The sequence below is a fragment of the Nocardia sp. XZ_19_385 genome (genome assembly GCF_015355755.1).
Classification (GTDB): Bacteria; Actinomycetota; Actinomycetes; order Mycobacteriales; family Mycobacteriaceae; genus Nocardia.
In genome coordinates this window covers 877,471-889,516 of sequence record NZ_JACVEE010000002.1, presented here as the reverse complement: position 1 = coordinate 889,516, position 12,046 = coordinate 877,471, and the positions used below count along the sequence as shown (strand labels likewise).

The 12,046-nt window shown below is 67.0% G+C and carries 10 protein-coding genes; 2 read left to right on the top strand and 8 right to left on the bottom strand.

Features of this window, described 5'->3' with window-relative positions:
• Positions 1 to 51: 51 nt before the first annotated feature.
• Complete coding sequence (locus IBX22_RS16810) at positions 52 to 2,229, bottom strand: transglycosylase domain-containing protein (RefSeq protein WP_228539075.1); 2,178 nt, start codon at positions 2,227 to 2,229, stop codon at positions 52 to 54.
• Positions 2,230 to 2,945: 716 nt separating this feature from the next.
• Complete coding sequence (locus IBX22_RS16805; protein WP_194817745.1) at positions 2,946 to 3,335, bottom strand: DUF5318 family protein; 390 nt, start codon at positions 3,333 to 3,335, stop codon at positions 2,946 to 2,948.
• Positions 3,336 to 3,498: 163 nt separating this feature from the next.
• Here IBX22_RS16805 and IBX22_RS16800 point away from each other — a divergent pair, with 163 nt between their 5' ends.
• Positions 3,499 to 4,056 (top strand): PadR family transcriptional regulator, encoded by a 558-nt coding sequence (locus IBX22_RS16800; RefSeq protein ID WP_194816494.1) that lies wholly within the window; start codon positions 3,499 to 3,501, stop codon positions 4,054 to 4,056.
• Positions 4,049 to 5,137, top strand: coding sequence for an inositol-3-phosphate synthase (locus tag IBX22_RS16795; protein WP_194816493.1), 1,089 nt, complete (start codon positions 4,049 to 4,051; stop codon positions 5,135 to 5,137). Before IBX22_RS16800 ends, IBX22_RS16795 begins: the two co-directional genes overlap by 8 nt.
• A 66-nt stretch (positions 5,138 to 5,203) precedes the next feature.
• Here IBX22_RS16795 and IBX22_RS16790 read toward each other — a convergent pair whose 3' ends face one another.
• The 6 genes from IBX22_RS16790 to IBX22_RS16765 form a co-directional block, all read right to left on the bottom strand.
• Positions 5,204 to 5,629 (bottom strand): GyrI-like domain-containing protein, encoded by a 426-nt coding sequence (locus IBX22_RS16790; protein WP_194816492.1) that lies wholly within the window; start codon positions 5,627 to 5,629, stop codon positions 5,204 to 5,206.
• A gap of 4 nt (positions 5,630 to 5,633) precedes the next feature.
• The gene (locus IBX22_RS16785) at positions 5,634 to 6,092 is read right to left on the bottom strand and encodes an effector binding domain-containing protein (RefSeq protein ID WP_194816491.1); all 459 of its coding nucleotides are present in this window, start codon (positions 6,090 to 6,092) and stop codon (positions 5,634 to 5,636) included.
• Between the two features lie 232 nt (positions 6,093 to 6,324).
• Positions 6,325 to 8,574, bottom strand: coding sequence for a transglycosylase domain-containing protein (locus tag IBX22_RS16780; protein ID WP_194816490.1), 2,250 nt, complete (start codon positions 8,572 to 8,574; stop codon positions 6,325 to 6,327).
• 130 nt (positions 8,575 to 8,704) lie between these two features.
• Positions 8,705 to 9,580: a carbohydrate ABC transporter permease gene (locus IBX22_RS16775; protein ID WP_194816489.1), complete on the bottom strand. Its 876-nt coding sequence runs from the start codon at positions 9,578 to 9,580 to the stop codon at positions 8,705 to 8,707.
• Positions 9,580 to 10,563, bottom strand: coding sequence for a sugar ABC transporter permease (locus IBX22_RS16770; protein ID WP_309234643.1), 984 nt, complete (start codon positions 10,561 to 10,563; stop codon positions 9,580 to 9,582). Before IBX22_RS16770 ends, IBX22_RS16775 begins: the two co-directional genes overlap by 1 nt.
• 35 nt (positions 10,564 to 10,598) lie before the next feature.
• Complete coding sequence (locus IBX22_RS16765; RefSeq protein WP_194816488.1) at positions 10,599 to 11,900, bottom strand: ABC transporter substrate-binding protein; 1,302 nt, start codon at positions 11,898 to 11,900, stop codon at positions 10,599 to 10,601.
• Positions 11,901 to 12,046 lie beyond the last annotated feature (146 nt).

The following is a 12,046-nucleotide window of genomic DNA, read 5'->3' as shown; positions in this document are numbered from 1 at the left end:
ATCCGAGGTTACAGGCGCATCAGAAGACACCCGCCGACAACCTCGGCCCGCCTACCGTTGCCGGGTTGTCGGTTGTGTCCCGTTCCCATTCCCGTTCCCATTTCCGTTGTTATTGGGACGGTTCGAGTTCGTAGTGGTTGGTTGTGACCCGTCGGTCGGCGCGACCGGCTGACCGGGCAGCGGCCCGGCGTCCGGAGTCTCCGGCGTCTGCTGTTGCTGCTGTTGTTGCGGCGGCTGCTGAACACCGGGCACCGGGATGGTGATGCCGGGCAGGATTTCCACCTGACTCGGGACGATCACCGGCGGCACGAACTGCTGCTGGGTGGTGGACGGCGCGGTGTAGGGCGCGGACCACTCCGGGACACCCGCCTGGCCCTTGATCGGGGCCGGCTTCGGGAAGGTCTCGTTGGTGGTGCCCGTGAGGGCGCCGTCCATGGTGGCCTTCCAGATGTCGGAGGGCAGGCCGGAACCGTAGATCATGCCGCCCTGGTAGTTCTTCAGCGGATCACCCTGCTCGGTGCCGACCCAGACCGCCGTCGACAGCGACGGGGTGTAGCCGACCATCCAGGCGTCCTTGTTCTGGCCGGTGTCGCCGAGCTGGGCGGTACCGGTCTTGGACGCCGACTCCCGGCCGTTGGCCAGGTTGTGGTTGCGCGACCAGGCCGCGATCGGCTTCATCGCCGCGGTGGCGTTGTCGGCCACGGCAGCCGAGACCCGCTGCTCGCCGGCGACCTCGCCGCGATCGAGCAGGACGTCACCGTCGGCGCTGACCACCTTGGTCACGAAATGCGGTGCGTGATAGACGCCCGAGGCAGCCAAAGTCGCGTAGACCGAAGCCATATCGAGCGGACGGGCCTGGTACTGGCCGAGCACGATGCCGTTGTTCGGGCCCGAGCCGTCGGGCTCGCTCAGCGTCTTCGAGACGCCGGGAATGGACTCGGGGATGCCGAGCTTGTGGCCCATGTCCGCGATCTTCTTCGGGCCGTTGCCCATGTCGAGCTGCATCCGGTAGAAGCTGGTGTTCAGCGACCGCTTGAGTGCCTCGGCGATGGTGCAGGTGCCGCACCCTTCGCCTTCCACGTTCGTGATCTTGATGCCGTTCACGGTCAGCGGGGAGCTGTCGTACATCTGCGAGAGCGGGATGCCCTGCTCCAGGTTCGCGGCCAGGCCGACCACCTTGAACGACGAACCGGTCTGCAGACCCGCGTTGGCGAAGTCGTAGCCCTGGCCGTCGGTGCCGCCGTAGTAGGCCTTCACCGCACCGCTGCGCGGATCGATGGACACCACCGCGGTCCGCAGGTTCTCGGGTTCGCCCTGCATCTTCTTGGTCGCGGCATCCACCGCGGCCTGCTGCATCTTCGGGTCGATCGTGGTGGTGATCTTCAGGCCCTCGGTGTTGAGCTCGTGCTCACTGATGCCGGCGGCCGCGAGCTCCTTGAGCACCTGCGCCTTGACCAGGCCCTCGGGCCCGGAGTCCTGGGACTTGTCCCGGACCGTGGCCAGCGGCACGACCGTCGGGTACTGCGTGCCCTGCCGGTCAGCGCTCTTCAGGTTGCCCATCTCGACCATGCCGTCGAGAACGTAATTCCAGCGCGACTTCGAACCCTCGGGGTTCTTCTCCGGATCCAGCGCCGACGGCAACTGGATGGTGCCCGCGAGCACCGCGCCCTCGGAGACGCTCAGTTCCTGCACCGGCTTACCGAAGTAGGCCTTGGCCGCCGCATCGATGCCGTAGGCGCCGCGACCGAAGTAGATGGTGTTCAGGTAGGCGGTGAGGATCTCGTCCTTGCTCCACTGCCGCGCCATCTTCGCCGAGATGACGAGTTCGCGCAGCTTACGGGTGTAGGAGCGTTCGTCACCGACCATCGCGTTCTTCACGTACTGCTGGGTGATGGTCGAGCCACCGCCCGCGCTCTCCTTGCCCATGAGGTTGTCGCGGGCGGCACGGGCGAAGCCGGAGATGGAGAAGCCGGGGTTGGTGTAGAAGTCGCGGTCCTCGGCGGCGATCACCGCGTTGCGCACATGCGGCGGGATCTGGTCGATGGTGACGTCGGTGCGGTTGCCCTCCGGCGGCACGACCTTGCTGAGCACGGTCTCGCCGTCGTTGCCGTAGATGTAGGCGACCTGGTTGTTCTTCAGGTCGCCGGGCTTGGGCACCGACACCGCGGAGTAGGCGATCAGGAACGCGGTGCTCGGCACCACGATGGCCAGCGCCATCAGGACATACATGCTGCGGCGCACGATCTTCCATGGCGACCGCTTGCGCTGTTCGGGACGGCGCTTGCCGGGGCCGTCGTCGCCACCGTCACCGCCGCGACCACCGCGGCGCGGCGGCGGACCGGAGGGCGGACCGCCCGCGGTCACCCGGCGCTCGCCGGAAGTGGGGCCGTTCGGGCGGCCGTTGCGAGCCGTGCGTTCGACACCTGGACGATTCTCGCGGCCGGTGCGTTCGACACCGGGACGCTCGGTCGCGGGGCGCGGCGCGGTCACCGGACGTGAAGCGGACGCGGCACGGCCGGCGGCGCCCGCCTCGGGACGCCGATTGCGTTCGGCCACAGCCTCGCTCAGCGAGCCCGGACGGCCCGGCTGCGGAAGCTTCTGCGTGGCTTGCGGATTGGGAGCGCCCTGCGGCGGACGACCCTCCGGCGGGCGGCCTTGGGGCGGGCGACCCTGGGGCGGGCGACCTTGCGGCGGCGGACCCTGCCGGGGCGGCTGCGGGCCACGCGGCCCGCCCTGCAGGGGCTGCGGCTGCCGCTGGCCCGGCGGGGGCAGCGGACGGAAACCGGGTGGGGGGCCCTGGCGTCGCTCGGGTGAGTTCGGGCCCGGATGTGAACCTCGCTGTGGACGGCCGCCGTGCGGTTCATCGCCGTAGGGGGAAGTCTCGTAAGGCGAATTCACTGACAAGATCTCCATAACTCGTATCGGACTGCGTTGCGGGCGTTAGTTCATTCGGCGGCAGTACGCCGGTTCGCGCGGCGCCGCGTGGGAGCCGGAGCCGTTCCGAGCACATAGGACTGCACCAGATGATTCCAGCTACAGGTCCGGCATACCTCGACGACATGAACCGAGAATTCCGAGCGCGTCTCGGCGAGACGCGCCAGCTCCTCGGGGGTACGAGCGGACCCGGCTGCCGGTCCGAGCTCGTCGCCGTAGACCCAGGATACGAGTGTCAGCTGTTCTTTCCTGCAGATAGGGCACGTAACCTCGCTCCCCCGGCCGTGGAACTTGGCCGCACGCAGGAGGTAGGGATTTGCATCACATACCTCGGCGACACCGACCCGGCCCGCATACACGTCAGCCAGCAGTGACCGGCGCCGGAGCGCGTAGTCGACCACCTGCCGCTGAATAAGCACGGACCCCAGAGTACTGGTGAACCCAGAGTGCTGCCCTGGCCAGAGTGAGCCGTAGCCCGGAGGTGCGCGCAACTATATCGGCGCGATATAGTAGGCAATCGCATCTGTTGGTTAGGTCTGTCTACACGTCAGGGGGTGAAGCCCGATGCTCGAGCTGGCAATTCTCGGGCTGCTCCTCGAGGCGCCCATGCACGGCTACGAGCTGCGCAAGCGGCTCACCGGTCTGCTCGGGCCGTTTCGGGCCTTCTCCTATGGGTCGCTCTATCCGGCGCTGCGGCGCATGCAGGCCGACGGGTTGATCGACGAGGAGAACGTCGCGGGCGTCACGATGCGCCGCGCGCGACGGGTCTATCAACTGACACCGCAGGGGCGGGAACGGTTCACCGAACTGCTCGCCGACACCGGCCCGCAGAACTACACCGATGACGGCTTCGGCGTCCACCTCGCCTTCTTCAACCGCACCCCCGCCGAGGCGCGGATGCGCATTCTCGAGGGCCGGCGCAGGCAGGTCGAGGAACGCCGAGAGAGTCTGCGGGAAGCGATCAAGAAGGCCAGCGGCTCGCTGGATCGCTATACCCGGCAGCTCCACCAGCTCGGTCTGGAATCAAGCGAGCGCGAAGTGCGCTGGCTCAACGAGTTGATTGCGGCGGAGCAATCGACGAACGCGGCACCACAGAAAGAGGGAAACACCGGCCATGAGTAGTGAAGGTCAGAAACAGGTTCGCGTGGCCATTGTGGGCGTTGGCAACTGCGCCTCCTCCTTGGTCCAGGGCGTGCAGTACTACAAGGACGCGGATGAGAACGCCACCGTCCCCGGTCTGATGCACGTCAAGTTCGGCCAGTACCACGTCCGCGACGTGAAGTTCGTCGCCGCGTTCGACGTCGACGCCAAGAAGGTCGGCTTCGACCTGGCGGACGCCATCTTCGCGAGCGAGAACAACACCATCAAGATCTCCGACGTGCCGCCGACCGACGTGGTCGTGCAGCGCGGTCCGACGCTGGACGGTATCGGCAAGTACTACGCCGAGACCATCGAGCTGTCCGAGGCCGAGCCGGTCGACGTCGTCAAGGTCCTCAAGGACGCACAGGTCGACGTCCTCGTCTCCTACCTGCCCGTGGGTTCGGAAGAGGCCGACAAGTTCTACGCCCAGTGCTGCATCGACGCGGGCGTCGCCTTCGTCAACGCGCTGCCGGTGTTCATCGCCTCCGACCCGGTGTGGGCGCAGAAGTTCACCGACGCCGGCGTCCCGATCGTCGGCGACGACATCAAGTCGCAGGTCGGCGCGACCATCACGCACCGCGTGATGGCCAAGCTGTTCGAGGACCGCGGCGTGCAGCTGGACCGCACCATGCAGCTCAACGTCGGCGGCAACATGGACTTCAAGAACATGCTCGAGCGTGAGCGCCTGGAGTCCAAGAAGATCTCCAAGACCCAGGCCGTCACCAGCAACCTGAAGAAGGAAATGGGCGCCAACGACGTGCACATCGGCCCGTCCGATCACGTCGGCTGGCTCGATGACCGCAAGTGGGCCTACGTGCGCCTGGAAGGCCGCGCCTTCGGTGACGTGCCGCTGAACCTGGAGTACAAGCTCGAGGTGTGGGATTCGCCGAACTCCGCGGGCATCATCATCGACGCGGTGCGCGCCGCGAAGATCGCCCTGGACCGCGGCATCGGCGGCCCGGTCATCCCGGCCTCGGCCTACCTGATGAAGTCCCCGCCGAAGCAGCTCGCCGACGACGTCGCGCGCGAGCAGCTGGAAGCGTTCATCATCGGCGCCGAGTAAACAGCGCAGTACGAACGAAACCGGCCGGAGGCGAAATGCCTTCGGCCGGTTCTGTTTCAGTGCTGCTCAGTCGAGCGAGACGTACACCTCGACCGACGTCGGCCCGATGTAGCGCTCCAGCTCCGCTCGGTGCGATCGCGTAATCTTGCCCGCCGCTTCGGCTTTCGCGACCTGCGCCCACGCGGTGCGCAGCAGGTCGTAAGGCTTGTCGGAGACAACGAATTTGGCGTAGCGCCCGGTGGGGATGCGGGTGAGTACGTCGCCCGCGTCCACGTCGTCCATGCCGCGCACCTCGTAGCCGAGGACGGCGACGGCGTGATCGTTCTGGCCGATGTAGGCGGCCATGCGCGGCACCGCCTTCTCTCTGGCGAGGTAGCGGTCCCAGGTGAAGTTCACCAGGTCCAGATCGCGGTTGGTCACTTCGCGCCCGGCCAGCGGGATGGTCAGGCCGGCGACCAGGCTCTCGTCCAAGGTGACAATCTCGAAGTCCACGGTTCTACCCCTCGCCCTGGTCGTCTGCCAGCGCCACGAACACCTCGGCCGTGCGCGAATCCGGATAATGCTCCAAGTCGCCGGTGTAGGAGCGCACGAACTTGCCCGCCGCCTCGGCGTCCCACACCGCCCGCCAGATACTGACGACGGTGTCGCCGAGGTTGTCGCCACTGGCGGTGAACCGGGCGAACCGGCCGGCCGGAACCCGGGCGAGCACGTCGCCGGCCTGCAGATCGTCGAGGTTCTTGCAGCGGTAGCCGACGATATGGGTCAGATACGAGTTGATCTCCGGCGCGTGGTCGACGTATGCGGTGGTCGGGGGTCCGGGCAGCGTGCGCGCCATGGTGCGCTTCCACGCTTCTTCGACCTTGACGCGGCGCGGCCCTTCGACCGCGAGCGCCGGGCTGCGAAGTACTGTTCCCGCCACCAGCGTCTCGGGACGGTCAACGACATTGAAATCCACCGGCGTTGCCCCTATGTCTAGTCTGTTTCGGCGGCGCTCCGGAGGCCTCGTTACCTCCGGGCCTTCCTGGCTCATCGTTCGCGCCGCTGTTCGTCGCTCGCGCGCCTATCCTTCCGCATCATGGCTGCGGCGTCACCTTCGCTCTCACTCTGGCAAACGATGCTGCCACGTCATGTGTTCCTGTGGGGCGTGGTAGGTCACAAGATCGACAAGACTGCCTGTGAAGTGGCTGTCACCTGGGCACCGGGATGCTGAAACCGGGGAAAATCTCCACCTCCGCGGGGCCGGGCCCGGGCGGGAACACGATGACCGGCTCCCGCTCCTGCTGCGGCGACTGATTCTGCGGATTGAGAATGTCGTATGGCCCCCCGGACGGCTTGCCCGGAATGAGGCCCTGCGCGGTGGCCGGAGCGGCCGGTTCGGGGAACTGTTCCACCGGGGTGCCGGCCAGTGCGCCGTCCATCACCTGCTTCCAGATGTCGGCGGGCAGACCGGAACCGTAGATGTCGGCGCCGCGGGCCGTCCGGATGGGCTGGGACTGCTCGGTGCCGATCCAGACCGCGGTGGACAGCGACGGTGTGAAGCCGATCATCCACGCGTCCTTGTTCCACTTGCTCTCGCCGAGCTGGGTGGTGCCGGTCTTGGCGCCGGACGGGCGGCCCTCGGCGAGGCTGTGGCCGTTGGAGTAGGCGGCGATCGGCGCCATGGCGGCGATCGTGTTCTCGGCGATGGTGCGCGGGATGCGCTGCTCGCCCTCCGGGAGTTGCTGTCCGACACGGGCTTCGGGGGCGCCGCGGTCGAGCAGCACGCGCCCGTCGCCGGTGACCACGCGCTGCACGAAGTACGGCTGGTGGTAGACGCCGCCGGCCGCGATGGTGGCGTAGGCCGAGGCCATGTCGATCGGGCGAACCAGGTACTGGCCCAGCACGATTCCGTTGAGCGGGCGGCCGCCGTCCTCGGTGAGCGTCTTGCCCGCCACACCGGGGATCTCCTCCGGGATACCGGCCTGGTGCGCCGCGTCGGCGATGGCTCCCGGCCCGTTGAACATGGTCATGGCCAACCGGTAATAGCTGGTGTTCAGCGAGCGCTTCAGCGCCTCGGCGAGACTGCACTTGCCGCAGGTCTCCCCGTCCACATTGGTGATCTTGGTGCCGCGATCGCTGACCGGCGAACTGTCCATCACCCGGTGCAGCGGAATGCTCTGCTGCTGGGCCGCGATCGCCGCGAAAACCTTGAACGCCGAACCGGTTTGGAGCGGGGCCTGGGCGAAGTCGTAGCCGATGCCGTCGGTGCCGCCGTAGTAGGCGCGCACCGCACCCGAGCGCGGATCGATCGACACCACGGCGCCGCGCAGTTCGGGCGGCTGCCCGCCGAGCCGGTCACCGATCGCGCCGAGCGCGGCCTGCTGGGCTCGGGTATCGATGGTGGTGGTGATCTGCAGCGCGCCGGTGTTCAGGTCACGTTCGCTGATGCCCGAGGCGCGCAGTTCGCGCAGCACCTGGGTGCGGATCAGGCCCTCGGGCCCGCGCGCCTCGTTCTCGCTGGTCATCTCGGCGATCGGGAGGATGTCGGGGAAGCGGGTGGCGTCGCGGTCGCCGGGGGCGAGCACGTCCATCTCGATCATTCCGTCGAGCACGTACTGCCAGCGCGCTTTCAGCTGCGGCAGATGGGTTTCCGGGTCCAGCAGCGAGGGGGTGCGCAGCACGGCGGCCAGCATCGCGCCCTCGGCCAGCGACAGGTGCACGGGGTCTTTGCCGAAGTAGGCCTTGGACGCGGCGGCGATCCCGTAGGCGCCGCGGCCGTAGTAGACGGTGTTGAGGTAGGCGGCGAGGATGTCGTCCTTGCTCCACTGCCGGGACATCTTCGCGGCGATGATCAGCTCGCGCATCTTGCGGCTCACGGTGCGTTCGGAACCGAGGAAGGCGTTCTTCACGTACTGCTGGGTGATGGTGGAGCCGCCGCCGGCGTTCTCCCGGCCGAGCAGATTGTCGCGGCTGGCGCGCAGGAAGCCGGAGGTGGAATAGCCGGCGTTGGTATAGAAGCTGCGGTCCTCGGCGGCGAGCACCGCGTCGCGCACGTGCTGCGGCACCTCGGCGAGCGGGACGGGGATCCGATTACCGTCCGGGGGAACGACTTTGGAGATGACCGTGCTGCTGTCCGAGGCCAGGATGGTGGCGATCTGGTTGGTCTGCACCGCGGACGGGTCGGGGATCTCGGCGCTCCAATAGGCCAGGCCCGACAGCAGCGCGGGCACGCCGACGAAGAGGATGAACAGCGCGAGCCCCAGTCTTCGGGCACGTTCGGCGCGGGAGCGTGTGGGCCGCTCGGAATTCGGGGCCGGACGTTTCTTGGCCGGGCGGGGCGCGGACTTCACCGGCGGGGTCGGTGGCAGTGTCGGCTCGTCCCAGCCCGCGAGGGAGGGATAGGACGCGGCCGGTTTCTCCCGGCCTCTTCGTTTGCCGAACAACGAGCGCACGATCATCTCCTCCCGGAGCGTCGGTCGAACTCACCTTTTGTGCCACAGCAACGATCGGTAAAGCACACCTGACGCTTCGAGATTATCGCGCCCAGGATGTGCCGGGATGCTATCACCGCACCCCGGCACTCAGTTCCTAGCTCTTGACGCCACCGGCGGTCAGGCCGGAGATGATGCGACGCTGGAAGATCAGGACCATGATCACCAGCGGAATGGTGACGATGGTGCCCGCGGCCATGATCGCGGCGTAGGGCGGTACCAGCGGGTTGTTGCCGGAGAAGCGCGCGATCGCGACGGTCACCGGTTCGGTCGAACCGCTGGAAAGCAAACGCGCCAGCAGGTATTCGTTGACCGCGGCGATGAACGCCAGGATCGCGGTGGTGAACACCGCGGGCGCGGCCAGCGGCAGCATCACCAGCCGGAACGCCTGCATCTTGTTTGCGCCGTCGATGCGCGCGGCTTCTTCGAGTTCCCACGGGAGCTCGGTGAAGAACGACGCCAGGATGTAGACCGTCAACGGCAGCACGAACGAGATATTCGGGATGATCATCGCCTGGTATTCGCCGATCCAGCCGATATTGGTGAAGAACTGGAACAGCGGCGTCACCAGCACGACCACCGGGAACATCGACGCGGACAGGATCAGCCCGGACACCAGGTACTTACCGCGGAAGGTCAGCCGCGCCAGCGCGTAGGCGGCGAAGATGCCGATGACCAACGCCAGCACGGTGGTGATCGAGCCGATGATCAGGCTGTTGACCAGCGCCTTACCGAAGTCGTTGCCGCGGCTGGTGTCGAAGGCGTTGCGGAAGTTCTCCATGGTCAGATGCGTCGGCCACGGAGTGTTCTCGAAGGTGTATTCCGGATCGCGGAACGCGGTGACCATCATCCAGTAGAACGGGGCCAGCCCCCACACCAGGATGATCAGCACGCCGAAGTAGAGCCGGGCCGATTTGAGCCGTTTGGTCCACGGGACCGACTGCACCGCCGGGGTTTTCGTCGCGACGGACATCAGCGCACCGCCCCTTCTCGCTGGGCTTCCTGAGTGCGAACGGCGTTGGCGCCCAGCACCTTCACGAGCAGGAACGCGACCGCGAAGATGAGCAGGAAGGTGATGGTGGACAGCGCCGCGGCACTGTTGGGACCCTGCCGGAACTGGTCGACCACCAGGATCGACGCGGTCCGGGTGTTCGGGTTGCCCTGGGTCATGATGGCGGGCAGGTCGAACATGCGCAGCGCGTCCATGGTGCGGAACAGGATCGCCACCAGCAGCGCGGGCTTGAGCAGCGGCAGCGTGATCTGAGTGAACCGCTGCCAGGCCGCCGCGCCGTCGACCTTCGCGGCCTCGTACACGTCACCGGGGATGACCTGCAGACCGGCCAGCAGCAGCAGGGCCATGAACGGCGTCGTCTTCCACACGTCGGCGGCGATCACCGCGAACCGTGAGGCCCACGGATCGGTGGTCCACAGAATGTGGGTGCCGAGCACCCGGTTCACCACGCCGTCGTACTGGAACATGAACTCCCACAACCGCGCCGTGACGGCGGTCGGGATGGCCCAGGGGATCAGCACCGCCGCCCGCAGCAGCGAGCGGCCGGCGAAGCTCTTGCCCATCACCATCGCCATGCCGAGGCCGATGGTGGCCTCCAGCGCGACGGTGACCACGGTGAAGAACAGGGTGACGCCGATGGCCAGCCAGAACTGCGAACCGAGGTTGCCGGTCGGGCAGGCCACCGTCTCGCCGGTCGGCAACGTGCACTGCTGCAACAGCCAGTGCGTGTAGTTGGCGAACCCGGCGCTGCCGCCTTCGGTGAACATGCCGGTCGCCGGGTCCAGGCCCGCGTCCTTCTGGAACGACATGTAGATCGCGCGGAACACCGGATATCCGATGACCACGACCAGTGCGATGAGCACCGGTGCGACGAACAGCCACGGCTTGCCGCTCTCGCGGAAGCTGAAACGTTTCTTTGTAGCCGTTCCAGAAGGATCCGACACCGTTATCTCTCTCCTACGGTTTGGGTCGGGTCCGCCTACGAGCCGGCCGACTCGATGCCCTTCTGCATGCCGACGATCGCGTCGTCCACGGACTTCTCACCGCGCAGCGCTGCGGCGGCGTTGTCCTGGATGGCCTTGGAGACCGCCGGGTAGAACGGGGTGACCGGGCGCGGCACCGCGCTGGCGATCGAGTCCTTGAGGGCAGGCAGGTACGGCATCTTCGCGATCAGCGCCGGGTCGTCGTACATCGAGGCGCGCACCGACGGCAGACCGCTCGCGCCCACCAGTTGCTGGGCCTCTTCGCTGATCAGGTAGCGCAGGAAGTCCAGCGCGGTGGCCTTGTTCTTGGAGAACGCACTGATCGCCGCGTTGTAACCGCCGAGGGTGGAGGCGCCGACTCCGTTCTCGCCGGGCAGCGGGGCCACGGAGAACTTGTCCTTCACCGAGGAGCCCTCGGAGCCGAGGTCACCGAAGGTGGACGGCCAGCCGCGCAGGAACATCAGCTTGCCGGACTGGAAGGCGTTGGCCGACTCGGGCTCCTTGAAGGTGATGGCCTCTTTGGGGATGTCACCGTTCTTGTAGGCGTCCACCAGCGTGGTCAGGCCCTTGCGCGCCTGCGGGCTGTTCACCGTCGGGGTCTTGCCGTCCGGGCCGACGAAGGTGCCGCCGAAGCCGTTGATCACCTCGGAGGTGTTCACGGTCAAGCCCTCGTAGGTCGCGAACTGGCCCGCGTAGCAGCCGATGTTCTGCGCCTTGGCGACCGCGCACTGGCCGAGCAGGTCGGTCCAGGTCTTCGGCGGAGTCTGCACCAGGTCGGTGCGGTAGAACAGCAAGCCGCCGTTGGTGTTACGCGGCGCGGCGTAGAGGGTGTTGTTGTAGGTCGCACTGGCCACCGGCGGGGACAGCAGCGCCGAGGTATCGACGGAGAAGGTGTCCTTCAGCGGCTGCAGGTAGCCCTTCGCGGCGAACTCCGCGGTCCACGGCACATCCAGGGCGACCACGTCGTAGTCGGCGGACTTGGAACGCATGTGCTCGACCAGGTCGTCGTACTGCTGCGAGGCATCGTTCGACTGTTCCTTGAACGTCACCTGCTCGGCCGGGTGCGAGGCGTTCCAGCGCTCGATGAGCTGCTTGACCACACCGGTGTCGGTGGTGTCCTTGCCCTCGACATAGGTGATGGGGCCGCGACCGGTGAGGTTCTGGCTGGTCGGGTTCGTGCCACTGTCGCTGGAGCAGGCACTCGTGAACGCCCCTGTGAGCAGCGCGCATGCGGTGACCGCCAGCGCGGCCCGCGGCACGAGCGAGGTACGTAGGGCCGACACCTTCTTCAAAGCCATCGCGTTCACTCCAGAGTTGATCGTGAGCGGCGGCACAGACTGCCGCTGCACAAGGCAAGATACATGGTGCGCGTGGAAGCCGTCCCCATTGTGCCGGTTTCGTACTCACCGGACGGCGTCGCGCGTGTCTCTCCTACGATGGCTGG

Excerpts from the sequence above, each read along its gene's own strand:
- IBX22_RS16810 (WP_228539075.1), bottom strand. The coding sequence starts at position 2,229 with ATGTATGTCCTGATGGCGCTGGCCATCGTGGTGCCGAGCACCGCGTTC.
- IBX22_RS16800 (WP_194816494.1), top strand. The coding sequence starts at position 3,499 with ATGCTCGAGCTGGCAATTCTCGGGCTGCTCCTCGAGGCGCCCATGCAC.
- IBX22_RS16795 (WP_194816493.1), top strand. The coding sequence starts at position 4,049 with ATGAGTAGTGAAGGTCAGAAACAGGTTCGCGTGGCCATTGTGGGCGTT.
- IBX22_RS16780 (WP_194816490.1), bottom strand. The coding sequence starts at position 8,574 with ATGATCGTGCGCTCGTTGTTCGGCAAACGAAGAGGCCGGGAGAAACCG.
- IBX22_RS16775 (WP_194816489.1), bottom strand. The coding sequence starts at position 9,580 with ATGTCCGTCGCGACGAAAACCCCGGCGGTGCAGTCGGTCCCGTGGACC.
- IBX22_RS16765 (WP_194816488.1), bottom strand. The coding sequence starts at position 11,900 with ATGGCTTTGAAGAAGGTGTCGGCCCTACGTACCTCGCTCGTGCCGCGG.